The organism is Krasilnikovia sp. MM14-A1004, assembly GCF_047159485.1.
Lineage (GTDB): Bacteria > Actinomycetota > Actinomycetes > Mycobacteriales > Micromonosporaceae > Actinoplanes.
The window spans coordinates 5,000,844-5,026,593 of the sequence record NZ_AP038773.1 but is presented as its reverse complement, the minus strand read 5'-3'; the positions used below and the strand labels follow the sequence as shown (position 1 = coordinate 5,026,593).

At 73.5% G+C, this 25,750-nt stretch carries 17 protein-coding genes; 6 read left to right on the top strand and 11 right to left on the bottom strand.

What is annotated here, in order from left to right:
* Window position 1 precedes the first annotated feature (1 nt).
* Entirely contained in the window at window positions 2-1,075 is a 1,074-nt protein-coding gene (locus ACMCNN_RS21380; protein WP_412742291.1) for a polyprenyl synthetase family protein, read from the bottom strand.
* Between the two features lie 62 nt (window positions 1,076-1,137).
* Between ACMCNN_RS21380 and metF the strand changes: the two genes are divergently transcribed.
* Both metF and ACMCNN_RS21370 read left to right on the top strand, forming a co-directional pair.
* On the top strand, window positions 1,138-2,052 hold the full coding sequence (metF, locus tag ACMCNN_RS21375) for a methylenetetrahydrofolate reductase [NAD(P)H] (protein ID WP_412742290.1): 915 nt from the start codon (window positions 1,138-1,140) through the stop codon (window positions 2,050-2,052).
* Window positions 2,053-2,071: 19 nt separating this feature from the next.
* Window positions 2,072-2,776, top strand: a complete 705-nt coding sequence (locus ACMCNN_RS21370; protein WP_412742289.1) for a CDP-alcohol phosphatidyltransferase family protein — start codon at window positions 2,072-2,074, stop codon at window positions 2,774-2,776.
* Between the two features lie 146 nt (window positions 2,777-2,922).
* Here ACMCNN_RS21370 and ACMCNN_RS21365 read toward each other — a convergent pair whose 3' ends face one another.
* The 4 genes from ACMCNN_RS21365 to ACMCNN_RS21350 form a co-directional block, all read right to left on the bottom strand.
* Entirely contained in the window at window positions 2,923-3,573 is a 651-nt protein-coding gene (locus ACMCNN_RS21365) for a hypothetical protein (RefSeq protein WP_412742288.1), read from the bottom strand.
* Between the two features lie 77 nt (window positions 3,574-3,650).
* Window positions 3,651-4,394: a succinate dehydrogenase/fumarate reductase iron-sulfur subunit gene (locus ACMCNN_RS21360; RefSeq protein ID WP_412742287.1), complete on the bottom strand. Its 744-nt coding sequence runs from the start codon at window positions 4,392-4,394 to the stop codon at window positions 3,651-3,653.
* Window positions 4,394-6,328 (bottom strand): fumarate reductase/succinate dehydrogenase flavoprotein subunit, encoded by a 1,935-nt coding sequence (locus ACMCNN_RS21355; protein ID WP_412742286.1) that lies wholly within the window; start codon window positions 6,326-6,328, stop codon window positions 4,394-4,396. The genes ACMCNN_RS21360 and ACMCNN_RS21355 overlap by 1 nt, the downstream gene beginning before the upstream one ends.
* A 2-nt stretch (window positions 6,329-6,330) precedes the next feature.
* Complete coding sequence (locus tag ACMCNN_RS21350; protein WP_412747237.1) at window positions 6,331-6,981, bottom strand: succinate dehydrogenase cytochrome b subunit; 651 nt, start codon at window positions 6,979-6,981, stop codon at window positions 6,331-6,333.
* A gap of 165 nt (window positions 6,982-7,146) precedes the next feature.
* Between ACMCNN_RS21350 and ACMCNN_RS21345 the strand changes: the two genes are divergently transcribed.
* Window positions 7,147-8,067, top strand: coding sequence for a LysR family transcriptional regulator (locus tag ACMCNN_RS21345; RefSeq protein ID WP_412742285.1), 921 nt, complete (start codon window positions 7,147-7,149; stop codon window positions 8,065-8,067).
* Here the strand turns inward: ACMCNN_RS21345 and ACMCNN_RS21340 are convergent.
* The 6 genes from ACMCNN_RS21340 to ACMCNN_RS21315 form a co-directional block, all read right to left on the bottom strand.
* A complete protein-coding gene (locus ACMCNN_RS21340; protein ID WP_412742284.1) occupies window positions 8,041-9,531 on the bottom strand; it encodes a phytoene desaturase family protein in 1,491 nt (496 codons plus the stop codon). The genes ACMCNN_RS21345 and ACMCNN_RS21340 overlap by 27 nt on opposite strands.
* The gene (locus tag ACMCNN_RS21335; protein ID WP_412742283.1) at window positions 9,528-10,640 is read right to left on the bottom strand and encodes a glycosyltransferase; all 1,113 of its coding nucleotides are present in this window, start codon (window positions 10,638-10,640) and stop codon (window positions 9,528-9,530) included. The genes ACMCNN_RS21340 and ACMCNN_RS21335 overlap by 4 nt, the downstream gene beginning before the upstream one ends.
* Window positions 10,637-11,407 carry a carotenoid biosynthesis protein gene (locus tag ACMCNN_RS21330; protein WP_412742282.1) on the bottom strand — a complete coding sequence of 257 codons (771 nt, stop codon included), beginning with the start codon at window positions 11,405-11,407 and terminating at the stop codon, window positions 10,637-10,639. Before ACMCNN_RS21330 ends, ACMCNN_RS21335 begins: the two co-directional genes overlap by 4 nt.
* Before the next feature lie 4 nt (window positions 11,408-11,411).
* Entirely contained in the window at window positions 11,412-11,993 is a 582-nt protein-coding gene (locus tag ACMCNN_RS21325) for a GNAT family N-acetyltransferase (RefSeq protein ID WP_412742281.1), read from the bottom strand.
* A complete protein-coding gene (locus ACMCNN_RS21320; protein ID WP_412742280.1) occupies window positions 11,990-12,739 on the bottom strand; it encodes a monooxygenase in 750 nt (249 codons plus the stop codon). Before ACMCNN_RS21320 ends, ACMCNN_RS21325 begins: the two co-directional genes overlap by 4 nt.
* Window positions 12,740-12,844: 105 nt before the next feature.
* Window positions 12,845-15,619 carry an ATP-binding protein gene (locus ACMCNN_RS21315; RefSeq protein WP_412742279.1) on the bottom strand — a complete coding sequence of 925 codons (2,775 nt, stop codon included), beginning with the start codon at window positions 15,617-15,619 and terminating at the stop codon, window positions 12,845-12,847.
* A gap of 151 nt (window positions 15,620-15,770) precedes the next feature.
* Between ACMCNN_RS21315 and ACMCNN_RS21310 the strand changes: the two genes are divergently transcribed.
* The 3 genes from ACMCNN_RS21310 to ACMCNN_RS21300 are packed head-to-tail and all read left to right on the top strand — an operon-like array spanning window position 15,771 to window position 25,746.
* The gene (locus tag ACMCNN_RS21310; RefSeq protein ID WP_412742278.1) at window positions 15,771-20,867 is read left to right on the top strand and encodes an amino acid adenylation domain-containing protein; all 5,097 of its coding nucleotides are present in this window, start codon (window positions 15,771-15,773) and stop codon (window positions 20,865-20,867) included.
* A gap of 2 nt (window positions 20,868-20,869) precedes the next feature.
* Window positions 20,870-24,478 (top strand): type I polyketide synthase, encoded by a 3,609-nt coding sequence (locus ACMCNN_RS21305; RefSeq protein WP_412742277.1) that lies wholly within the window; start codon window positions 20,870-20,872, stop codon window positions 24,476-24,478.
* Window positions 24,475-25,746: an MFS transporter gene (locus tag ACMCNN_RS21300; protein ID WP_412742276.1), complete on the top strand. Its 1,272-nt coding sequence runs from the start codon at window positions 24,475-24,477 to the stop codon at window positions 25,744-25,746. Before ACMCNN_RS21305 ends, ACMCNN_RS21300 begins: the two co-directional genes overlap by 4 nt.
* Window positions 25,747-25,750: the final 4 nt, after the last annotated feature.

The window sequence follows — 25,750 nt, the reverse complement described above, 5'->3', positions numbered from 1 at the left end:
GTCAGCCGGTGCGGCGGGTCGCGGCGTCGGCCAGATCGCGCAGCACCGTACGAGCTTCCGGCTCGATGTCCGCGGCGGCCAGTGCCGCCAGCGCCTGCTCGGTGAGCGTCGCGATGCGTTCCTCTGTGCGCGTGAGCGCCCCGCTGTCGCGGATCAGCCCGCGCAGCCGGTCGACCCCCGCGGCGTCCAGCGCCGGGTCGCCCAGCCCCGCCTCCAGCGCCGCCCGCCCCGTCTCGTCCAGCGCGGCGAACGCGGCCGCCACCAGATACGTACGCTTGCCCTCGCGCAGGTCGTCGCCCGCGGGCTTGCCGGTCTGCGCCGGATCCCCGAACACCCCCAGCACGTCGTCGCGCAGCTGGAACGCCTCGCCGAGGGCCAGCCCGAACGCCGAGTACGCCGCCGACAACTCCGGCGGCGCCCCGGCCAGTGCGGCACCGAGCAGCAACGGCCGCTCGACCGTGTACGACGCCGACTTGTACCGGGCCACCTTGGCCGCCCGCTCCACCGACGTGTCGCCGGTGGCCTGCGTCAGCACGTCCAGGTACTGCCCGACGGTCACCTCGGTGCGCATCTCGTCGAAGACCGCGCGCGCCCGGGCCAGGTCCGTCAGGGCCAGGCCGCTGGCGTGCAGCAGCTCGTCGGACCAGACCAGCGCCAGGTCGCCGAGGAGCACGGCGGCGCTGTCCCCGAACGCCGTGGCCCCGCCCCGCCAGCCCAGAACGGTGTGCCGGGCGGCGAAGCGGCGGTGCACCGCGGGCTCCCCGCGCCGGGTGTCCGAGCGGTCCATCAGGTCGTCGTGGATCAGGGCACTGGCTTGCACCAGCTCCAGCGCGGAGACCGCCGAGACCACCTGGTCGGAGTCGAGCCCGCCCGCGCCCCGGAACCCCCAGTACGCGAACGCGGGCCGCAGCCGCTTCCCGCCGCCCAGCACGAACGCCTCCATCGCGTCGGCGACCTCCTCCAGGGCCGGGTCGATCGCGAGCAGCCGGGTCCGCTGGGTGGCCAGGAACGCGGCGAGGGCCTTGTCGACGCGGGGCCGCAGGCCCGCCCGTTCGAGCGGCGAGGTGGACGTCACGCGGCCAAACTAGCCGGTTACGCGTCGACCGGCATGTCGGGCCCAGCCGGTACAGTCACAGGGTGTCTCTCGGTCTTCCGTCCCGGCTGCCCGCGTCACCGGCGATCGGTGACCTCATCCGGGAGTCCGCGCCCACGTTCAGCTTCGAGTTCTTCCCGCCCAGGACGCGGGAGGGCGAGCGCCTGCTCTGGCAGACCATCCGCGAGCTGGAGTCGCTGCAGCCCAGCTTCGTGTCGATCACGTACGGCGCGGGCGGCACCACCCGGGACACCACGGTCGCGGTGACCGAGCGGGTGGCCACCGAGACCACCCTGCTGCCGATGGCGCACCTGACCGCCGTCAACCACTCCGTCGCCGAGCTGCGCAACGTGATCGGGCGGCTGGCCGGCGCAGGCATCCGCAACGTGCTGGCGGTCCGTGGCGACCCGCCCGGCGACCCCATGGGCGAGTGGGTCCGCCACCCCGACGGCGTGCTGTACGCGGAGGATCTCGTGCGTCTGCTGCGCGAGTCGGGGGACTTCAGCGTCGGTGTGGCCGCCTTCCCGTACAAGCACCCCCGCTCGCCGGACATCGAGAGCGACACCCGGCAGTTCGTCCGCAAGTGCCGGGCCGGGGCCGACTTCGCGATCACCCAGATGTTCTTCGACGCCGACGACTACCTGCGTCTGCGGGACCGGGTCGCCGCCGCGGGCTGCGACACCCCCATCCTGCCCGGCGTGATGCCGGTCACCAGGATGGCGACGATCGAGCGGTCGGAGCAGCTGTCCGGGGCGCCGTTCCCGCCCGCGCTGCTGCGCCGCTTCGAGCGGATCGCCGGCGACGAGGCGGCCGTGCGGGCGCTCGGCATCGAGCAGTGCAGCCAGATGTGTGCCCGGCTGCTCGACGAGGGTGTGCCCGGCATCCACTTCATCACGCTGAACCGTTCGACGGCGACCCGCGAGGTGTGGCAGCAGCTCGCCGCGCGGGTGCCCGCCTGACCGGCACCGACCTCGCCGCATGACCGGGCGTCGGCCTGCGGAGCCCGGCCCGGCGGCTCTCTCCTGGGAGCGGTACACAGCGGCCTGGTCGCAGCTGCACGGCGGCTTCGACCCGGCCGCGGCCACCCCGGTGGTCCGTGGCTGGATCCGCCTGGCGTACGCGGGTGGGCGCCTGCTCGGCGGTCTGGGCGTCGCCCCGGCGCTGGTCACCGCGGTCGGCCTGCTGCTGTGCGCGGCCGTCCCTGCGGCGGCGGTGCTCGGGCCGGCCGGCCTGCTGATCGGTGCCGCCCTGGTGCTGCTGGCCGCGGTGGCGGACACCCTCGACGGCGCGGTCGCCGTGGTGACCGGGCGGGCCACCCGGCTCGGTTTCGTGGCCGACTCCGTCGCCGACCGCCTCGGCGAACTGGCCTGGCTGGCCGCGTTCGCGGTGGCCGGGGCGCCGGGCTGGCTGGTCGCCGCGGCGCTGGCCGCGAGCTGGCTGCACGAGTACGTGCGAGCCCGCGCTGCCGTGGCCGGGATGCCCGACGTCGGCGCGGTCACGGTGGCCGAGCGGCCCACGCGGGTGATCGTGGCGATCGCCGGGCTGCTCTGCGGCGGCATCGCGGGCATGGTGCGCACCGGCTGGGACGCGCGGGCGCTCACCGTGGTCACGGCGGTCTGGCTGCTGTTGGCCGTCGCCGGACTGGGCCAGCTCACGGCGGCGGTCCGCCGCGCCCTGCGGTAGCGACGCGAACGCCCACGGCGTGACGACCGTGAGCCGGCGCAGCGCCGGTTCGACCCGCCCGCAAAGGCCGGCCGTACCAAATTCGGTTGTCCGCAATGGATGATCGCCCCTACGGTCGGGGACGTCGGCGGGCTTACTTCCCGGGGCTATTCGCCCACCTGGCCGGCGGCGGTCGGCGGGCGTGACGGGGGCGCCTCGCCGGCCGCTGAGCCGCCCTGGTTCCCGAGAGTCTGCTGACGCAGCCGCAGGCTGATGGCGCGGACGTTGCCTGTGTCGGCGGGCGGGAGGTGCGCCGTGGCGGGTGGTGGCGGTGGCACCGGCCGCCGTCGGCGCCGGAGAACATGGAGCCGGACGGGCCACGCCGCGGCCAGGGCGGTCCAGAACACCGTCGCCCCGATCGGCTGCCACAGGTAGTTCGCGTTCGCGCCGGTGTAGGCCGTCCGCCCCCAGAACGAGTGCCGCGTCGTGATGACGAACGCCGGCACGCTGCTGCCCTTCGGTGCGTGCCCGTCCAGCCCGTCCAGATCGATGTCGTGGAGCACCGTACGGCCGTCGTCGCTGCGGAACTCGCCCCGCCAGAATCCGGCCGACTTGCCCGAGTGGTAGTAGTCCAGCCGGAAGGTGCCCGTGATGCCGTGGCCGGCGCCGGCCCGCAGCGCCGCCGGCAGATCCTGGATCGCGGTGGGCGGAAAGAAGAGCACGATCTGGGCCAGCAGCACGAACACCCACCAGTGGTCGAGGCACCACTGCCATCGGGCCTTGACCGGCGCCCAGCGGCCCACGGGGGTGTCGGACATGGATCCGATGCTATGGCTGGTGTGCCACCTGACCGCGGTGTTCCACCGGAGCGCTCCGGTGGAACACCGACGCGGGGTCAGCGCTTGCGCAGCGCCTTGCGGTAGTCGCTGTTCAGGCGGCCGATGAGGGTGAGCGGGATGCCCTTCGGGCACACCGTCGTGCACTCACCCGCGTTGGTGCAGCCGCCGAAGCCCGCCTCGTCCTGCGCCGCGACCATGTCGATGACCCGGCTGTCGCGTTCGGGCTGCCCCTGCGGCATCAGACCCAGGTGCGCAACCTTGGCCGCGGTGAACAGCATCGCCGAGCCGTTCGGGCAGGCCGCCACGCAGGCGCCGCAGCCGATGCAGGTGGCCGCCTCGAACGCGGCGTCCGCGTCGACCTTCGGCACGGGGGCGGCGTGCGCGTCCGGTGCCGTGCCGGTCGGGGCCGTGATGTAGCCACCCGCCTGGATGATCTTGTCGAAGGCGCTGCGGTCCACGACCAGGTCCTTGATGACCGGGAACGCCGCCGCCCGCCACGGCTCGACGTCGATCGTGTCGCCGTCCGCGAAGTGGCGCATGTGCAGCTGGCAGGTGGTGGTGGCCTTCTCCGGGCCGTGCGCCACGCCGTCGATCACCATGCTGCACGCGCCGCAGATGCCCTCACGGCAGTCGTGGTCGAACGCCACCGGGTCGTCGCCGTCGAGGATCAGCTTCTCGTTGAGGACGTCGAGCATCTCCAGGAAGCTCGCGTCCGGGGAGATGTCCTTGACGTCGTACGTGACCATGCGGCCCTTGTCGTCGGGGCCCTGCTGGCGCCACACCCGTACCTGGATGTCCATTACTTGTAGCTCCGCGTGCTCGGGTGGACGTATTCGAATTCGAGCTGTTCCTTGTGCAGGGTCGGCGTCTCGCCGCCGTACTCCCAGGCCGCGACGTAGCTGAACTGGTCGTCGTGGCGCAGGGCCTCGCCGTCGGGCGTCTGGCTCTCGGCGCGGAAGTGACCACCGGCCGACTCGGCGCGGTGCAGCGCGTCGATGCACATCAGCTCGCCCAGCTCCAGGAAGTCGGCGACCCGGCCGGCCTTCTCCAGGTTCTGGTTGAGCTGCTCGCCCGTGCCGGGCACCTTGACCCGGGTCCAGAACTCCTCGCGCAGGCCACGGATCAGCCCGATGGCCTTGGTCAGGCCCTCCTCTGTGCGCTCCATGCCGCAGTACTCCCACATGATGTGGCCGAGTTCGCGGTGGAACGAGTCGACAGTGCGGTCGCCGCTCACGGCCAGCAGCTTGGCGAGGCGCTCCTCGACCTGCGTACGGGCCGCCACGACCTCCGCGTGCCCCTCGTCGACCTTCTCGAACGGCCCGGCCGCGAGGTAGTTGTTGATCGTGTTCGGCAGCACGAAGTAGCCGTCCGCCAGGCCCTGCATCAGCGCGGACGCGCCGAGCCGGTTGGCGCCGTGGTCGGAGAAGTTCGCCTCACCGATCACGAACAGGCCGGGGATCGTCGACTGCAGGTCGTAGTCGACCCAGAGACCGCCCATCGTGTAGTGCACGGCCGGGTAGATCCGCATGGGAACGAGATACGGGTCCTCGCCGGTGATGCGCTGGTACATCTCGAAGAGGTTGCCGTACTTGGCCTCGACGGCCTTGCGGCCCAGCCGGGCGATCGCGTCCGCGAAGTCCAGGTAGACGCCGAGCCCGCCGGGACCGACGCCGCGGCCCTCGTCGCAGACGTTCTTGGCCGCGCGCGACGCGATGTCGCGGGGCACCAGGTTGCCGAACGACGGGTAGATCCGCTCCAGGTAGTAGTCGCGGTCGTCCTCGGCGATGTCGGCGGCCGCCTTGCCGCAGTCCTCCCGGCGCTTGGGCACCCAGACCCGGCCGTCGTTGCGCAGGCTCTCGCTCATCAGCGTGAGCTTGCTCTGGTGGCTGCCGGACTCCGGGATGCACGTCGGGTGGATCTGCGTGTAGCAGGGGTTCGCGAACAGTGCGCCCTTGCGGTGCGCCCGCCAGCTCGCCGTGACGTTGCAGCCCTTGGCGTTGGTGGACAGGAAGAACACGTTGCCGTACCCGCCGGAGGCCAGCACCACGGCGTCCGCGAGCTCGGTGGTGATCTCACCGGTCACCATGTCCCGGACCACGATGCCGCGGGCCTTGCCGTCGATGATGATCAGCTCGAGCATCTCGTGCCGGGCGTTCATCTCGACGTTGCCGAGGCTGATCTGCCGCTCCAGGGCCTGGTACGCGCCGAGCAGCAGCTGCTGACCCGTTTGGCCACGGGCGTAGAAGGTCCGGGACACCTGGGTGCCGCCGAACGAGCGGTTGTCCAGCAGGCCGCCGTACTCGCGGGCGAACGGGACGCCCTGCGCCACGGCCTGGTCGATGATGTTCACCGACTCCTGGGCCAGCCGGTACACGTTGGACTCGCGGGCGCGGAAGTCGCCGCCCTTGACCGTGTCGTAGAACAGCCGGTAGACGGAGTCGCCGTCGTTGCGGTAGTTCTTCGCGGCGTTGATGCCGCCCTGCGCGGCGATCGAGTGCGCGCGGCGCGGGCTGTCCTGGTAGCAGTAGGACTTGACGTGGTAGCCCTGCTCGGCCAGTGTCGCGGCCGCGGAGCCGCCGGCCAGGCCGGTGCCGACCACGATGATCGTCAGTTTCCGGCGGTTCGCCGGGTTGACGAGCTTGGCGGAGAACTTGCGGCGCTCCCAGCGGGTCTCGATCGGGCCGTCCGGGGCTGCGGTGTCGGCGATCGGGTCGCCCTCGTTCCAGAACTCCATGCTCACTTCACCAATCCGGTCAGGACCGCGAACGGCACCGACAGGTAGCCGGCCACCAGGACGACGGACAGGACGAGCGCGATGGCGCGGGCGCGCCGCTCACCACGGGCGCTCTGCTGGCCCAGGGTGCGTGCCGCGCTGAAGATGCCGTGCCGCAGGTGGAAGCCGATCGACACGATCGCGAGGGTGTAGAAGAGCGTCACGTACCAGCGGCCGGGCGCGAAGTCGGCCACCACATTCGCGTACGGGTGCTGCGAGTCCCCGACCGGGTTCAGGTTGCCCGTGGTCAGGTCGAGGATGTGGTAGATCACGAAGAGCAGGATGATCACGCCGCCCCAGCGCATCGTGCGGGCCGCGTAGCTGCCCTGCACCTTGGGCCGGTGGGCGTAGCGCACGGGGCGGGCCTTGCGCGCCCGGCGGGCCAGGATGGTCGCCGCGACGATGTGCCCGATCACCGCGAGGGTCAGCCCGGTGCGCTGGATCCACAGGTACCACTGCTCGGGCAGCAGCGGCGTACCGATGCTGCGCAGCCAGTGGGCGTAGTGGTCGAACGCCTCACCGCCCACGAAGATCTTCAGGTTCCCGGCCATGTGGGCGAACAGGAACAGCACCAGCAGGATGCCGGTCACGGCCATGAGGAGCTTGAGCGCCACGGAGGAGCGGGCGCCGCGCCGGACCGGCTTCGCCGGACGCGCGGGGGTCGCCGCCTTGGTGGGACGCGTTCTGGTGTCTACCGCCACGTGGGGAACGGTAGGAAGACCCTGGACCATTCGTCCAATGCATGATCGACGCAGTAACGATAGACGTAAGCTATAGACATGCAGCTGCAACAGCTCAGATACTTCACAGCGGTGGCGCAAAGTCGGCATTTCACTCAGGCCGCGGAATCCTTGGCTGTGAGCCAACCGACACTGAGTAAGCAGATTCACACCCTTGAAGACACCCTCGGTGCCCCGCTGTTCGAGCGCATCCGCGGCGCCGTCACGCTCACCGAGGCGGGGGAGGCCCTGCTGCCCCTGGCCCTGCGGATCCTCGCGGATGCCGACGCGGCCCGGGACGCGGTCGCGGAGATCGTCGGGCTGCGCCGCGGGGAGGTCCGGCTCGGCGCCACCCCCAGCCTCTGCTCGTCGCTGGTCCCGGCCGTGCTGCGCGGCTTCCGCGCCGCACACCCCGACATCACGCTGCACGTCACCGAGGGCAGCTCGCAGGACCTCAGCGCCGACCTGCTGGCGCACCGGCTCGACCTCGCCCTGATCGTGCAGCCCGAGCAGGGCGTCGACCCGGCCCTGGAGGCGACAGGGATTCTGCGCGAGAGCATCGTCGTCGCGTCCGTCTCGGACCGGCGGCCGCCCACGGTGGACGATCAGGTCGCCCTCGCCGACCTGCGCGACACCCCGCTGGTGATGTTCCGCCCCGGCTACGACATCCGCGACGTCACCCTGCAAGCGTGCCGGCGGGCCGGTTTCACCCCCCGGTTCGCGGTCGAGGGCGGCGAGATGGACGCGGTGCTGGCGTTCGTCGAGGCCGGGCTCGGCGTGGCGCTGGTCCCCAGCATGGTGCTGGTCAACCGGCCGCTGCTGCGGGCCACCCCGCTCGCCCCGCCGGGCATGCGCCGCACCATCGCGCTGGCCCACCGGCGGCGCGCGGTGCTGCCGCACGCCGCTGCGGCCCTGCGCACCTCCCTGCTGGACCACATCGGTACGGGCGGAGCCCTACCGCTGGGCGTCCAGGCACTCTGACCGTGACCCGGGCGAGGAGGTGGCGGCGGGTCCGATCAGGTCGGCGACGATGCCGGCGGACAGGGTCACCATCGGCAGGCCGCCGCCGGGATGTGCCGAGCCGCCGACCAGGTACAACCCGTCCACCGGCCCGCGGTTGCGCGGCCGCAGCAGGGAGCCCGCCGTACCGTAGATCGCTCCGCCCGGTGTGCCGGTCGCCGAGGCCAGGTCGGCCGGGGTGCGCACGTCCCGGAACCGCAACCGGTCCCGCACGTCCAGGCCCCGGCGGGCCAGCACCGCCAGCACGTGGTCGGCGTAGGCCGCCGCAAGACCCGGTCGCCGCCAGTCCACCGCCGTCCACCCGGTGCCGTGCGGCGGGGCGTTGACCAGCACGAACCATGCCTCGTCCCCGTCCGGGTGGGTGGCCGGATCGTTCGCCCGGGTCACGAACACCGCCGGATCCGACGCTGGCCGGGCCGGGCGACCCGCTCCCGGATCGCCGAAGACCGCGTCGAACTCGGCGTCGTAGTAGGACGGGAAGAAGACCGTGTGGTGCGCCAGGGCCGGGGTCTGTCCGCGCACCCCGAGCAGCAGCACGAACCCGGCGAGGCTGCGGTCGGCCAGCCCGGCCAGCCGTCCCGGCGAGGGCAGCAGGTCCCGGTACACGCTCAGCGCATCCGCGTTCGCCACCACGATGTCCGCCGGCGCCACGCCGCCGTCCGCCAGGTCCACGCCGGACACCCGGCCGTCCGCCGTCCGGATCGCGGTCACCGGCGAGGACGGCACCACGGTCACGCCCAGCGCGCGGCACCGGGCCAGCAGTGCGTCGGCGAGGGTGTGCAGGCCGCCGGGCAGATACCAGCCGCCGAACGCCAGCTCCGCGTACGGGATGGCGGCCAGCGCGGCCGGGGCGCGGCGCGGGTCCGCCCCCGCGTACGTGGCGTACCGGTCCAGCAGCATCCGCAGCCGCGGATCGCGCAGGTGCCGGTAGCCCAGCGCGCGCAGCGACCGGCCGGGGGCCACCGCCCGCAGGTCGGCCAGCCGCCAGGACAGCGCGGCCAGCGACGCGGGAGACACCGGGCGCCGCAGCACGGAACGCCACGACGCGCCCCAGATCCGCCGCGCCCGCCGCCAGAACCGGTCCCAGTCCGCGGCGGCACCGGCGCCCATCGCCGCCGCTATGCGTTCCCGGAACACCGCCGGATCCGACGCCGAGTCCAGCACCGTCCCGTCGGCGAAGACGTGCCGCACCACGGGATCCAGGGCCACCGGGGTCAGGCCCGGGACCAGGTCCGCGAAGACCTGCGGCAGGGTGAGCAGGCTCGGCCCGGTGTCGAAGGCGAAACCGTCCCGCTCGTACCGGCCGAGCTTGCCGCCCACCACGCCGGCGCGTTCGTGCACCGTCACCTCGTGCCCGGAGGCGGCCAGTCGCGCCGCCACGGTCAGGCCGCCGACCCCCGCCCCGACCACGACGACCCGGCTCACGACAACTCTCCGGTCAGAGGTCGCCCGCGCCAGCTCAGCAGCCCGCGGCGGCGGCGGGCGAAGGAGCGTCCCACGAGGATCGCGAAGGCCACGATGGACAGGGGATGGGCCAGCGGGTCCGGCCAGATCCGCCCGCCGGTCGCGGCGGCGGACACCACCCTGCCGGCGACCCCCGACAGGTACGCGCACCCGCACCACAGCGCCGTCCCCGGCCGGCCCGCCACCAGGAACCCGACCGTGGCCACGGGCGGCGCCACGTACAGCAGGGCCAGCAGCGACACGACGGCGGCCGCCCCGGCCGGGGAGCCGAACGACGCCCACAGGGACTTCGCGTAGCCGTCGGACAGCTCGCGCCACGACGCGTACATCCGGCAGTCGGCCAGCCGCGAGCCGTCGGCCAGGGCGATCCTGCCCCCCGCCCGCTTCACCGCCCGCGCCAGGCCGATGTCCTCCAGCACCTCGCCGCGTACGGCCGCATGCCCGCCCGCCCGCTGGTAGCCCGTCCGATCCGCGACCAGCCACTGGCCACCGGCGGCGGCCAGCGACGGCCGTGGCGAGCGTTCCATCGCCCGCAGCGGCAGGAAGGTCAGCCACGACCACTGCAACAGCGGCTGCACCAGCCGCCCCGCCCCGGTGATCCGCGGATACGGCGACAGCAGCTGCGCCCCGGCCGCGCGCAGGGTGGTCACCGCTCCCGCCACGGCGTCGGGCGCCAGCACGACGTCCGCGTCCACGAACACCAGCACGTCCGCGTCGCCCGCGGCGTCGGCCAGCCGCGCGCATGCGTACGGCTTGCCCAGCCATCCCGGCGGCGGAGCGGAACCGGTGAGCAGCCGTACCCGATCGCCCGCGATGGTCCGCACGACCTCCGCCGTGCCGTCGCTCGACCCGTCGTCGAGCACGATCACCTCCAGGCGCGCCACCCCGGTCTGGGCCAGCAGCGCCCGCAGGCACGGGGCGACGCGGTCGGCCTCGTCGCGCAGTGGCAGCAGCACCGCCACCCGCTCGGTGGTCGTCGCGCTCCGGGGCGGGCGGCGCAGCAGCGCGGCGTTGAGCGCCGTGTGCCCGAGCAGCGTCAGCCACGGCAGCAGCGCGATCGCTCCGATCATGGGAGTCTCCGGCGGCGCAGCCGCACCAGCAGCGGCACAACCACTGCGCCCATGACTACCGCGCCCCAGAGCGCGGACGCGGGCAGGTCCAGGAAGACGGCGTGCGCGAGCACGCACGAAGCGTACGTCCAGAGCCAGAGCGCGATCATCGGTCCGTCCCGGATGTCCGGCGCGGCCGCGGCGGGTCCCGCCGTGGCCGCCAGCACCGCCATGAGCAGCAGCGCGAAGCCGACCCAGCCCAGGTAGTTGCCGACCGGGACGCCAGGGACGCCGGGCAGCGCGGGAGTGGGGGAGTGCCACGCCCAGTAACCCTCGGCGACCATCTGCGGATCCAGGAACAGATCCCACGCGGCCAGGCCCACGGCGGCCAGGACGATCCGCGCCGCCCGGCGGCGCGCGAGCCGCAGCGCGGCCAGCCACGCGGGCCACGCCATCCACGTCCACGCCAGCGGGATCACCAGCGGCACGCCGAGCAGCCGCGGCCCGAGCCGCCCGGAGTAGTCGTACGTCCCGAACGGGAACCCGGTGGCCACCCCCACCGCCTCCACCGCGAACCCGCCCACGGTGGCCGTGGCGACCAGCGCGGCCGCGGCCCGCGCCCCGCGCGTGAGCAGCGCGTGCGTCACCGACAGCAGGCAGCCCAGCAGCACCGTGCCGACCGTCAGCCCGGCCCGGGTGGTGCCGCCGGTCAGCGGATAGCAGATCTGGGCCAGCACCAGGGTGCCGAGCAGCACCCACGGCAGCGCGCGGGTGTCCGGCTTCGTCACGGTGTCAGATGCCGACGATGCCCGGGGCGTCCTCGGGCGCTGCCCGCTCCGCCAGCGGCAGGTCCCGGCCCAGGATCGCGAACGCGCGCTCGTCGCCGGGGAAGTAGAAGTCGCGCAGCACGTCCACGAAGCCGAACCGGCGGTACAGCCGCCAGGCCCGCGAGGCCTGCTCGTCGGCCTCGGGCGTACTCAGCAGCACGGTCGTCCCGGCCGCCATGGCCAGCAGGGCGCGCAGCTGGCGGGCGCCCACCCCGTGCCCCTGCGCGCTGGGGCGTACGTGCAGCTCCACCACCTCGAAGCAGTCGGTGAGCCAGCGGCGGCGGCCCGGCTCGTCCAGCGCGGTACGCACCTGGTCGTGCCACCACTGGCCGGGGCCGGACGTGTAGCCGTACCCGAAACCGGCCAGCCGGCCGTCCGTGGTCAGCGTGGCGACCGCCCGGAAGCCGGGGCGGCGGGCGTGGGCGCCGATGTAGCCGCGCCGGGTCTGCAACAGTTCGGCGCGGTAGCCCATCGCCTCGCCGTACACGCTCACCACGTCGTCGAGCCGCCGGAGCAGATCGTCCGGCTGCCACGGCACCAGCCTCATCGCTGCGACCGCCCTCCCTCGCGCCACCCCAGGACGGCCCGGTCGCCGTCGATCCCGCGCACCGCGAACCTGGCGAACAGGTCCTCCGCGTACCACCGGTCCGTGGGGGTCCGCGCGATCACCGCGCGGTGCTCCGGCGTACGGTACGCGAACCCGGCGAGATCCGCCCGGCTGCGCCACACGGTGACCGTGCCTTGCCAGCCGATCGGCGCCTCCCCGATACCGAACCGGGCGAGCAGCCCGGGCGCCCGGTGCAACGCGGCCGCCACCGGCGGGACCGCCCGCCAGAACGTCACCGCCCGCGCGGGTCGCAACCGGGCCCGGGTCAGCGCCAGCACGATCCCGTCCGCGTTCTCCCGGTTTCCCTCCGCCTGGTTCGCGTATTCCCGGGTGGTGTCCGGGGCTCCGAACGGCGCCGCCCGGGACCAGAGGCCGCGGCTGGAGCGGGGCGTCAGGTCCAGCCGCGCCGACCCGGCCGCCACGCCCGCCCACCCCGCGTCGACCGTGAGCAACTCCGCCGGGCTCGGCTCCTCGGCCCAGGTGAGCAGGGCCGCGTACCGGGTGAGGTCGGCGTCTGCCGGGCCGAATCCGGTGCCCGTGCCGGTGCCGAGCAGCTTGGCGAACCGCACGCCGGGCAGCGCCCGCAGCCGCCGCGGCTCGCGGGCCATCCGCAGCAGTGCGGCACCGAGCGCACGCCGCGGCACCCGCCACACATGCAGCGTGACCAGCGCGGGTACGTCATCCACAGGTGCACGCTACGGGGCCGCGCCGCGCCCGGCCAATGCCGGACCGGGCGCCGGAAGGGCCGGTGCGGTTGCGCACCAGCCCTCCACGGTTTCGAGATCGCGACGTCAGCCGATGGCCGCCGCGGTGGGCGGCCGCCGGGCCGCGTGCGGCATCGCCAGCAGATGAGTCCTCCCCAGCAGATACCCGGTCTCCTCGTACATCGCCAGGGCGACGTCGTGGTACGCGTCCGCCTCGGCGACGAGACCCTCCCGGCTGCAGATTTCCGCCATGATCGCGTAGGTGTCCGCCTCCAGCAGGGCGAAGCCGGCCGGACGGCAGATCGCCAGTGCCGCCTGGGCATGCAGCTCGGCCTGCCGCAGGTCGCCGCCGTTCACCGCGAGCGCCGCCAGCCCGATCACTGCCTCGGCCTCGTGCACCTTGATGTTGATGCCCCGGGCCAGCTCGACCGCCTTCTCGTACTGGACCGCCGCCTCGGCGTCGTGTCCCAGGCGGCGGTGGATGTGCGCCAGCGTGTTGCGGCACCGCACCTGGAGCACCGGCGTTCCCAGCTTGGCTGCCTGCCGGAAGCTCTCGTGCAGCGCTTCCAGGGCCGCCTCGTGGCGCCCCAGGTCGGTGTCGACCATCGCGAGCTCGATCAGCGCGTAGACCGCGCCGTAGTCGTCGCCGAGCCGTACGCAGATGGCGTACGACCGTTGCACCAGTGTGCGGGCGAGTTCCAGCTCACCGGCGTACCACTCGATGCGGCCGAGGGCGTGCAGAGCGAACGCCTTGCCCTTGTCGAGCCCGAGGCGCTGCGACATGCTCAGCGCCTGCTGTTGCATGTCGCGGGCGGACCCGAGACGTCCGGCGTGCATGTGGACGTTGCCGATGTGGCTCAGCGCCGTCACCTCGCCGATGGCCCAGCCGGCCCGGCGCATCGCGGCCAGCGATTCGAGGTAGAGCTGCAGGGACTCCCGGTGCCGGCCGTGGTGCAGGAGCAGTTGCGCGATGCCCAGGGAGACCGCCGCCTCGCCGTCGGCCGCCTCGTGCTCGCGGGCCACGGCGAGCGCGGCCTCCGCGCAGCCCAGCCATTCCACGGACGGGCTGTTCAGCCAGAAGAACCCGCGGAGGGCGTCGACCAGGTACCAGCTCAGCGGCGCCGGGCCGTACTGGGCGGCATGGTGCACGGCCGCCACCAGGTTGCGCCGCTCCGCGGCCAACCAGGCGAGTGCCGCCGCGCGGTCCTCGAAGGTGAGGCCGCGGGCCGGTGGGCCGCCGGGCGGCCGTGGCAGGCGGATCCGCTCCGGCGACACCAGAGCAGCCGCGGCCAGGGTGGTGTCGAGGCTCCAGGTCAGCAGGCGCTCGGTCGCCGCGCCGGTGTCGTCGCCGGCGCTTGCGGCCAGGTCCTTGCCGAAGGAGCGGATGAGGTCGTGCAGGGTGTACCGGCCGAAGCTCTGCTCGTTGATCATGTGGGCGGTGGCCAGGCCGTGCAGCAGTCGTTCCGCCTCGGACCCGGGCGCATCGAGCAGGGCGGCCGCGGCGTCCGTGGTGAAGCTGGGGCCCGGCACCAGACTCACCAGCCGGAACGCCCGCTGCTCGGCGGCCGGCAGGGTGGCGTAGGTCTCGTCGAAGACCGCCCGGACGCTGCCCGACTGGTCCCCGTCGAGGGTCAGCTCGACCAGCGGATCACCCTTGGTGAGGGCCAGCACGAAATCGCTGATCGGGCGGTGTTTGCGGAAGGCGAGGTTGGCTGCCGCGGTCAGCAGGGACAACGGGATGCAGCTGCACCGCTGCGCCAGTTCGGAGACGGCGAGGGGCTCGGCGGCGACCCGTTCGGCGCCCAGGATCTGGGTCAGCAGCGCCACCGCGTCCTTCTCCGGCAGCACGTTGAGCAGGATCCGGCGGGCGCCGTCCCGGGCCACCAGGCCGGTCAGGGAGTGGCGGCTGGTGACGATCACCAGGCTCTCGCCGAGGCCGGGCAGCAGCGGCCTGACCTGCTCCGGCGTGCGCGCGTTGTCCGCGACCACCAGCACGCGCTTGTCCGCCAGCAGCGACCGGTACAGTTTCGCCGCGTCCTCCTCGTCCACCGGAATGCGATCACCGTCGACACCCAGGGAGCGCAGGAAACCGGCCAGTGCGTCGATGGTCCGCAGTGGCCGGTCCGGGTCGTATCCGCGCAGGTCGACGTAGAGCTGGCCGTCCGGGAAGTCGGCGGCTATCCGGTGCGCCCAGTGCACGGCCAGCGCCGTCTTGCCGACGCCGGCGATGCCGACTATCGCGACGATCTCCGGCCGCGTGGCCTCGGGCCGGCGTCGGCCGAGTGTGTCCAGCTCACGAGTCCGGCCGGTGAAGAACGGCGTGTCGGCGGGCAGTTCACGTGGCGGCGGGTCGGTCCGCTCCGCCGTACCGTCGTCGGTCGCTCCGGTGGGGTCGCCCGTGACCGTGCCGGTCGGGTCGGGCGGGGCCGTGGCCGGCTCGGACTGCCAGCGGGTGGAGCGTGCGGTCTGAAAGAAGGCGGCACGCTCCGAGTCGGGCAGGGCGAGGGCGTCGGCGAGTGCTTCGAGTGAACTTCGGCGCGGCGCCCGTACCGCGCCCCGCTCCACGTCGCGGACCGTCCGGGAGCTGATCCCCGCTCGCTCCGCCAGTTCTTCCTGTGTCAGCTGTGCGGTTCTCCGGTGGCGCCGGAGCAACCGCCCGAAATCCTGCTGGCCACGCAAGAGCTTGTCCCCGTTTCTTCCCGCCTGCGTTCGGTCACATCGGTCGGGGCGGCGAGCGGACCCCGACGATCCATCCCCCGTTGGGAACCTCCGGTCTCCGGTGAAGTCTCCGGTTTTCTCTCCTCGACCCGCCTGCTCTGCCGCGTCAGGATTACCGGCGACACAAGCGATAGTACGCAACATTGAGATCCATCATTGACCCATTGTGTGCTGGGTGCCGGCTGCCGGACCCTGACCGTCCACTCTGTCGCGGGCACCTGATCCGCCCGCGGCACGTCCCGACCGGCGACGACCTCAGCCGGACCATCGCCAGCCAGCACACCACGGAGGGAATGTGGCTGCCTTCGACGCCGTTGACCGGCACCTTCACGACAGCGACCCGCCGTCCGAACGGCACGGTGCCGGCGGCGCACCGGCAGACCCCGCGTCCCACCTGAGTGTCCAGGACCGGCAGCGGCTGCTGCACGAGTGGAACGGCACCGCCGTCGCCCTGCCCGACCTCACCGTGCCGCAGGTCTTCGACCTGCAGGTGGCGCGCGATCCGGACGCGATCGCGGTGGAGTCGCAGGACGGCACCCTCACGTACGCCGAACTGGGCCGCCGGGCCGCCCGCCTGGCCGCCCGGCTGGCCGGCCACGGTGTGCCCGCCGGTGGTGCGGTGGCCGTCCGGATGCGGCGCTCCGCGGACCTCGTCGTCGCCCTGCTCGCGATCGCCAGGGCCGGTTACGCCTTCGTGCCGCTCGACGCGCGTTACCCGGCCCCGGTGGTGCGCACGATGCTCCAGCGATCGGGTTGCTCGCTGGTCGTGGCCGACCGCTCCACCGGCCAGCAGGCGCGGGAGTACGGGCTTCCGCTGGTGCTGGCCGGCTCGCCGGACGACGACGGGGCCGCCGACTTCGCCGACGCCACGCCCGGGCCCGACGCGACGTTCTACGTCATGCACACCTCCGGCTCCACGGGGGAGCCGAAGGGCGTCGAGGTCACCCACCGCAACGTCATCGCCCTGGCCCTGGACCGGATCTGGCGCGGCGGGGCACACGAGCGCGTGCTGTTCCACTCCCCGCACGCCTTCGACGCCTCGACGTACGAGCTGTGGGTGCCGCTGCTCATCGGCGGCCGGGTCGTGGTGTCTGCGGAGGACGTCACCGCACCGCTGCTGCGACGGCTCATCGGCGCCGGCCGGATCACCGCGCTGTGGCTCACCGCCGGCCTGTTCAGCGCGCTCGCGGACGGCGACCCCGGATGCCTGAACGGCATCCGGGAGGTGTGGACCGGCGGCGATGTGGTGTCCCGGCGCGCGGTGGACCGGATCGCCGCGGCCTGCGCCGGCATCACCATCGTCAACGGGTACGGCCCGACCGAGGCCACGACCTTCGCGACCCGCTACCGGATCCACCCCGGCACCCGCGCCGACCACGACATCCCGATCGGGGAGCCGATGGACAACACCCGGGTGTACGTGCTGGACGAGCACGGCCGGCTGCTGCCGCCGTACGAGGCCGGGCAGCTGTACATCGGCGGACCGGGAGTGGCGCGCGGCTACCGGGGCCGGCCCGACCTGACCGGCATGCGCTTCGTGCCCGATCCGTTCGGCGCCCCGGGCGACCGGCTGTACGCCACCGGCGACCTCGTCCGTTGGGACGAGCAGGGACAGCTGCACTACCTCGGCCGGATCGACGACCAGGTGAAGATCCATGGGTTCCGGATCGAGCCCGCCGAGATCGAGGCCGCGCTGGCCGCGCACCCGCGGGTGGCGCAGGCGGCGGTGGCCGTGGACAAGGACAGTGACGGCGGAGGGCGGATCCGCGCCTGGGTGGTGCCGGTGGACGGTCACGCCGACGACGCCGAGCTGCGTCGCGACCTCGCGGACCGGCTGCCCAGCTTCATGATCCCGGAGGAGATCGGGTTCCTGGCCGCGCTGCCGCTCACCCCCAACGGCAAGGTCGACCGCAGGCGGCTCGGCCGGGCGGGAGGCGTTCCCGACCTGGTGCACCACTGGGTACGCCGGCAGCCCGAGGCGATCGCCGTGCACGACCCGATGACCGGCCACTTCCTCACCTACGACGAGCTGTGGCGGCTCGCCGGCCGGCTGGCCGCGGCGCTGCGCGAGGCGGGGGTACGCCGTACGGACCGGGTTGCGGTCGCGCTGGACCGGTCGGTGAACTCCGTGGTCGCCTACCTGGCCGTCGCCCGCGCCGGTGCCGCGTACCTGCCGCTGGATCCGCAGGCGCCGCGGGACCGGGTCGCCGACATCACGACCGACGCCGCGGTGACGGCGGCCATCGTCGCCGAGGGCGCGGGGCGGCGCGGGATTTCCCCGTCGGTTCCCGTCCTGACGGTCGAGGCGCAGCAAGGCGAGGGCGACCTGCCGGACATCGCCGGGGCCGGCGGCGAGGATCCGTTGTACGTCACCTACACCTCCGGATCGACCGGCCGTCCCAAGGGGGTGGTGATCCCCCACCGCGCGGTGGTCAGCCTCGTCACCGGCGCGGAGTACTGCCCCATCAGCGCAGGTGACCGGGTGGCGAACACCTGTAACCCGGCCTTCGACGTCACCACCTGCGAAGTCTGGTCCACGCTCGCCTCCGGCGGCACCGTCGTGCCGTTTCCGCTGGTCAGCGACATGAACATGGACGAGTGGGTGGCGCTGCTGCGGGACGAGCGGATCATCACGATGTTCCTCACCACCTCGCTGTTCCACACGGTCGCCCGGGAACGGCCCGCCGCCTTCGGTACGCTGCGCAACCTCGTCGTCGGCGGTGAACAACTGGAACTGCCCGCCACCCTCCGGGTACTCGCCGAGGGCCCGCCCGGACGGCTGATCAACGGCTACGGCCCGACCGAGGCGACCGCCTTCGCCACCTGGTTCCACTGCACCCCGGAAAGCCTGGCGGGCCGCGACCGCATCCCGATCGGCTATCCACTGCAGGAGACCACCCTGTACGTCCTCGACGACGCCCTCGCGCCGGTGCCGGCGGGTGAGTCCGGCGAGCTGTGCATCGGCGGCCCCGGAGTGGCGGACGGCTATCTCAACCGCCCGGAACTCACCGGTCAGCGGTTCGTGAGCGAGCCACGCACCGGCGAACGCATCTACCGCACCGGCGACCTGGTGCGCGTGGTGGCCGGTGACGCGCTGGAGATGCTCGGCCGGCGCGACCGGCAGGTCAAGCTCCGCGGGTTCCGGATCGAGCTGGAGGAGATCGAGCGGGCGGCGGTCGCCACCGGCCTGGTGGAGGCGGCGTTCGTCGACAAGGACGGCGACGGCGACGCGGCGGAGCTGGTCGGCGCCGTACTGCCGAGTCCCCGGCCGGAGGTGTCCACGGACGAACTCGCGGCGGTGCTCTCCGCGCGGCTGGCCGAGCGCCTGCCCGGGTACATGGTGCCCGCCCGGTGGATGCCGCTGTCCCGGCTGCCGATCGGCCCGACCGGCAAGGCCGACCGGGCCGCGATCAGCCGGTCGCTGCGCGCGCACCGGTCAGCGGCCGCCGACGCCCGGCCGGAGCCGCCCGGCGGCCTGGCCACCCCCACCGAGCGGCACCTGGCACAGCTCTGGACGGATCTGCTCGGAGTGCCGGTCACCTCCCGCGACGCGTCCTTCTGGGACCTCGGCGGACACTCGCTGCGCCTGTTCACCCTGGCGACCCGTATCCGGGACCAGCTCGGGGTGCAGCTCAAGCTGCGCGAGCTGTTCCGCCACCCGCGGCTCAGCGACCTCGCCGCGCTGATCGACCGGAGCGCGGACGGCCCGCCGCCCGCGACTGCCGCGCCCCAGCCGCGGGAAGTGCCGGCCGCCGACTTCCAGCAGCGGATCTGGGCCGCGCAGAAGCTGGAGGGCTCCACCGGCCTCTACAACGTGCCGTTCGCCTGGCGGCTCTCCGGCCGTCTCGACGCCGACCGGCTGGCCGGGGCGCTGGCGAAGGTCATCGAGCGGCACGAGGCGCTGCGCACCACGTTCGCGGAGCGCGACGGGGCACTGCACCAGGTCGTCCGGGCACCGTGGACGCCGATCGTCGAACGGCGCCGGTGTGCCGACGACGCCGCGCTGGAAGGGCTGCTGGAGGCCGAGGGCGCGCAGGTGTTCGACCTCGAATCCGGCCCGCTGCTGCGCATGTCGGTGATCGAGACCGGGTCCGGCCAGGTGCTCACGTTCACCGTGCACCACCTGATCTTCGACATCGGATCACTCAGCCTCGTCCTCGATGAGCTGTCCCGGTACTACGCGGGCGACGAGGTGGCCGGTACGCCGGTGCGGCAGTTCCGGGAGCTGCTCGCGGTCACCGAACTCGCGGATCCGGCCATTCTCGACCGTACGGTGAAGCGGCTGCGCGGCGCACCGAGCCGGCTGCCGATCCACGTGCCGGAGCACCCGGAGGTCCCCGGTGCCGTCCCGCTGCCGATCCCGGCCGACATGCTGCACCGGATCCGCCGGCTCCAGGACGAACGAGGCATGTCGTGGTTCATGGTCTGCGCGGCCGCGCTCGGCGGAGTGCTGCACCGCTGGACCGGCAGCGACGAGTTGACCTTCGGCTTCCCCACCAGCACCCGGACCGGTGACGAGTTCCGTACGGTGGTCGGGCCCTGCCTGAACACCGTCGTGGTGCGCTCCACCTGCACCGCGGCCACGACCGTGGCGCAGATGCTGGAGTCGGCCCGGGACGGCGTGCTGGAGGCCCTGGAGGAGTCGGCCGTACCGTTCGGCGCGGTCGTCTCGGCGCTCAACCCGCCCCGCTCGGCCGACTCGACGCCGTATCTCGACGTGGTGCTCGCCCCGCAGGTGCAGGCAGCGACGCCACCGAGCCTGGGCGGGTGCCTGCTCACCCCGCTGTCGATGACCCGGGGCACCGAGCTGGTGGGCAAGTTCGCCGTCACGTTGGGACTCACCGTCGTCGGTGACCGGCTGACCGGCTCGCTGCTGTATCGGGGTGACCGGCTCGGTGCGGCCGCCGCAGCCGAGCTGGCCACCCAGTTCGTCCGGACCCTGGAGGCGTTCCTGACCGACCCGGAGCGGACGGTGCGTGGACTCGACACGGGACTCACCCGCCAAGCCGGCCCGGGAGCCGCCCCGTCGGCCGCGGAACGACCGGAGACAGCACAGGACGGCTCACCGGTGGAGGCCGACGGCGCGCTGACCGGCCGGGTCGCCGAGCTCTGGCGCACCGTCCTGGGCCGCGCGGACATCGGGCTCGACGACAACTTCTTCGACCGGGGCGGCAACTCGCTCAAGCTGATCACGCTGCACGCCGACCTGTGCCGGCAGTTCCGGCTCGACCTGCCGATCCAGCGGCTGTTCGAACACTGCACCGTCCGTTCGATGGCGCGATACCTCGCCGGCGCCGGCCGGTCCGCCACCGACCCGTCGAGCGACAGCGACCTCGACCGGCGCGGCGCCGCGCGGCGGCAGTACGCCCAGCAGCGTCACGTCCGGAGGTGAGCATGCCCGACGAGACCTCCATCGCCGTGACCGGGATGGCCTGCCGCTATCCGGGCGCGCCGACCCTGCACGACTTCTGGACCGCGTTGCGCTCCGGCGTGGACGGCATCACCCGCTACGACCGCGACGACCTGGTGGCGCGGGGACACGATCCCGATCTGGTACGGCGACCGGATTTCGTACCGGCCGAAGGCGTGGTGGCCGGCTCCCGCAACTTCGACTGGACCTTCTTCGGCTACAGCCGGGCCGAGGCCGCCACCATCGATCCGCAGCAGCGGATCTTCCTCGAATGCGCCGCCCGGGCCATCGACGACGCCGGCCTCGACCCCACCCGGTTCCCCGGGCTGATCGGCGTGTACGCGGGCGCCGAGGAACCGGTCCCCACCGCCGGCCGGGACGTCGATCCGCTGCTGCGCCTGATCGGTCGCCGGCCCGACTTCCTGACCACCCGGGTGGCCTACAAGCTCGGCCTGCGCGGCCCCGCGGTCACCGTGCAGACCGCCTGCTCCACGTCGCTGACCGCGGTGCACATGGCGGTGCAGAGCCTGCTGGCGTACGAATGCGACGCCGCCCTGGCCGGCGGTGTCTCGCTGGCCGGCGACGGCGTGCGGGGCTACCTCTACCAGGAGGGCGGCATCCTGTCGCCGGACGGGTACTGCCGGCCGTTCGACGAGCGGGCCGCGGGCACCGTGCCGGGTGAGGGCGTCGGGGTGGTGGTGCTGCGCCGGCTGGCGGACGCGCTGCGCGACGGTGACCGGATCGTCGCGGTCATCCGGGGCTCGGCCATCAACAACGACGGCAGCGACAAGATCGGCTTCACCGCGCCGTCGGTCGCCGGGCAGCGGGACGCCATCGTGTTCGCGCAGAAGGTCGCCGAGGTCGACCCCGCGGACATCCACCACGTGGAGACGCACGGCACCGGGACCCGGATCGGCGACCCGATCGAGTTCCAGGCGTTGACCGACGCTTTCCACGCCGACGCCGACGCCGACGCCGACACCGCCCCGCCCTGCTGGCTGGGCGCGGTGAAGAGCAACATCGGGCACACCGGGTCGGCCGCCGGGGTGGCGGCGCTGATCAAAACGGCTCTCATGCTGGAGCACCGCGAGCTGGTACCCACCCTGCACTTCACCGCACCCAACCCGTTGCTGAAGATCGAGGCGACGTCGTTCCAGGTCTGCACCCGGCGGCAGCCGTGGCCGGACCGGGGCGTCCCGCTGGCCGCGGTCAGCTCGTTCGGGGTCGGCGGCACCAACGCGCACGTGATCGTCGAGGCGGCGCCGCGGCCCGCGCATCGGCCCGTACGCCAGGGGCTCAGCCTGCTCGCGTTCTCCGCGCCGTCCCCCGGCCGGCTGCACACCCTCCGGGAGGACCTCGCCACGCACCTCGGCGACCGGCCCGACCTGTCCCTGCCCGCGGTGTCCCGGACGCTGGCGGGACGCCGGCAGTTCGGCCACCGGTACGCCGTGGCCGCGCGGACTCCCGCCGAAGCGGCCGAGCGGTTGAGCGCCGTCGCCCCGGCCGTGCGGGACGCCGTGGCCACGGACCGGGTCGGCTTCCTCTTCCCCGGCCAGGGCACGCTGCGGCACGCCGCCGGTGCGGCCGCGTACCGTCTGCTGCCCGGGTTCGCCGGGCATTTCGACACGATCGCCGACAGTGCGCGCCGGTGGCACGGGGTGGACCTGGGCCCGGTCGTCCACCGGGGCAGGGCCGGTGCCGAGTGGTTCGCCGACACCGTCCACCAGCAACTCGGGCTGCTGGCGCTCGGCTACGCCCTGGGCCGCCAGCTGCACGACTGGCGTCTGCGCCCGGCCGCCCTGCTCGGCAACAGCATCGGCGAGTACGCGGCCGCGCTGATCGCCGAAGTGTGGACTCCGCAGGACGCGACACGTCTGGTCTACGAACGGGCCACGGCGATGCGGGACACTCGGCCGGGCCGGATGGTGACCGTGAGTGCCGAGGCCGAGGAGCTGTCCGGCCGTATCGGCGACGAGATCGAGATCGCGGTCGCCGGATCCGGCTGGACGGTGCTGTCCGGCCCCGCTGCCGCGATGGACGAGTTGCTGGCCGGTCCGGCCCTCACCGGTTGGGAGACCCGCCCGCTGGCCACCAACCGGGCATTCCACTCCGCCGCGATGGAGCCGGCCGCGGAGGCACTGCGCGCTGCGGTCCGGGCGACGCCGGGCCGCCTGCCCCGGGTCCGGATGGTGTCGAACGCCAGCGGGGGATGGGCGGCGGGGCAGGACGTACCGGCGGCCGAGTACTGGGCGCGGCAGCTGCGCCGGACCGTGCGGTTGGGTGCCGGCGCGGCCACGCTGCTCGGTGCCGGCTGTGACACGTTCGTGGAGCTCGGGCCCGGTACCTCGATGCTCGGTGCGCTGCGCCGCCATCCGGACTGGAACGCCGACGCGGTCACCGTCACCCTGCTCGGCCGGGACACCGATGACGATGAGCGGGCCCTGCTCGACGGGCTCGGCGCGCTGTGGGAGCGCGGCATCGACGTACCGGTGGGTGAGCTGCCGGGCGCGCCGATCCGTTGCTCACTGCCACCGAACCCGCTGGAATCGGCGGACCCCGCCCGAGCGCCGGAGCAGGCCGCTGTCACCGGGACCGGGACAGTACCGCGCCCCGCCGGCGACCGCCGCGCCGTGCTGGAGGGGTTGTGGTGCGCGGCGCTGGGCGTGTCAACGGCCGCCGACTCCGACGACTTCTTCGCGCTCGGCGGCGAGTCGCTGATGGTCGTCAGCCTGATCGGCAAGGTACGGGAACGGCTCGGCGGTGACCTGAGCGTGGCCGAGTTCTCCCGGCGGCCGACCTTCGGGGCGCTGATCGAACTGACCGCGCAGGGCAGCGGGAACCAGGTGATCACACCCCCGGGGCTGGTGCCCCTGCGTGCCGGCGACGGCGGGCGCCCGGTCTTCCTCGCGGCCGACGCCCTGGGTTCCACGGCGAGCTATCGGGTCCTGGCCGGCCTCGTCGACACCGACCGGGCCCTCTACGGGCTTGATCAGGGCCCGGCGTCCGGGCGGCGGGAACGGCCGTCCATCGCCCGGATCGCCGCCCGCCACCTCGACGCGATCCGGCAGGTCGACGACCGGGGCCCGTACACGATCGGTGGTTGGTCCTTCGGGGCCGTGGTGGCGCACGAGATGGCCGCCCAGCTGGTCGCGGCGGGCCACGAGGTCGAGATGCTGCTGGCGATCGACGGCTTTCCGCCGCGGACCCGCGGGCTGCCCGTCGGCGCCCACCCTGGTTACCTCGTCAGCAACCTGCGGCTGGCCCTGAACGCCCGGCTCGGCAGGGGACCGGCCGGGGGCGCCGCGGCGCCGGGCAGCCGGTTCGGGGCCAACATCGGGGCGCTGCTGGCGTACCGGCCGGGTCCGGTGCCCTGCCCGGCCACGGCCTTCCCGGCGACCGGCGCGGCGGCCCGCGACGAGGTCGCGGCGCGGGTGCGGCGGCGGCTGTCCGGGCTCTACTCGCGGGTCGATGTGCGGCCCGTCGCGGGTGACCACTGGTCGATGCTGGCCGGGGACGCCCAGGACCTCGCCGTGCAGCTGTCGGCCGTGCTGGCCCAGCCCGCGGATCACGCGCCGAAGGGGGCCCGCCGATGACCGCCGCCGCGCCGCCGCCGGCCACCGTCTCGCCGGACGACGAACGGCCGGAGCCGTCGCTGTGGCGCAACGGCGGCTTCCAGGCACTGTGGATCAGCCGGTTCCTCGCCACCGTCGGCAAGGAGTCCGCCGAGGTCGCCTATCCGCTGCTGATCCTGGCCACGACCGGCTCGGCGACCTACGCCGGTGCGGTCGGCGCGACCCAGCTCCTGGTCGTCGGAGTGATGTCGATCCCGGGCGGTGCCCTGACCGACCGGTTCGACCGGCGTCGCCTGCTGATCATCTGCGACACGGCCCGGGTGGTGCTGCTGGGGCTGTTCGCCGCGCTGGTCGCCGCGGACCGTGCGAACCTGGCCGTCACCCTCACGATCGTGGTCGCGGCGTCGGCGTTTCTCGGGCTGTCCAACCCGCCCGCCCTGGCGGCGATCAAGCAGCTCGTCCCGGCCTCGCAGGTCACCCGGGCGGCCGCGCAGAACCAGATCCGTCCGCTGGGCGCGACGGTGGTCGGCTCGCCGATCGGCAGTTCGCTGTTCGCCGTCGGCCGGGCGGTCCCGTTCCTCGCCACCGGCCTCACCTTCGTCTGCTCGGCGCTGGCCCTGCTGTTCATCCGGCGGCCGTTGCAGGCGCCGCCGCAGCCCGCCGAGCGGGAGGAGCCGAAGCGGCGGGTCAGCGACGGCTTCCGCTTCATCCGCCGGCAGCCGATCCTGCTGGTCTGGATCGTCTGGCTGATGGGCTCCAACATGGCCTTCAACCACACCGGGGCGTTCCTGGCGCTGATCGCCACCGCCCGGGAACGCCACGCCTCGGAAGCCGAGATCAGCCTCATGCTCAGCGTGGCGGGGGCCGGTGGCCTGGTCGGCGCGGCCGTGGCCACCCAGGTGATCAAGCGGTGGCGCCCGTCGACGATCTTCCTCGTGGCGGCGTGGGCCGGACCGGTCGCGGCCGTCCTGCTGGCCACCGTCCCCGGCGTGCTCAGCCTGGGCGTCATCCTCGCCTGCGTGTTCCTGCGCGGCCCGAGCGTCAACGCGCTGTTCTTCGCGTACGTCGCCGTGCTGGTGCCCGACGCGCTGCAGGGACGGGTGCTGGGAGCGGTGATGTTCCTGTCGTACATCGCCCAGCCGCTCGGCATCGTCGTCATCGGTGCCGTCTTCGACCACTGGGGCCCGGACTGGGTCTTCGTCTTCATGGGCGTGGTCTCGGCGCTGGTCGCCCTTCCCACGCTGGGCCGTCGCATCCGTACGCTGCCGCCTCCCGCGGAGGCGGCATGACCCC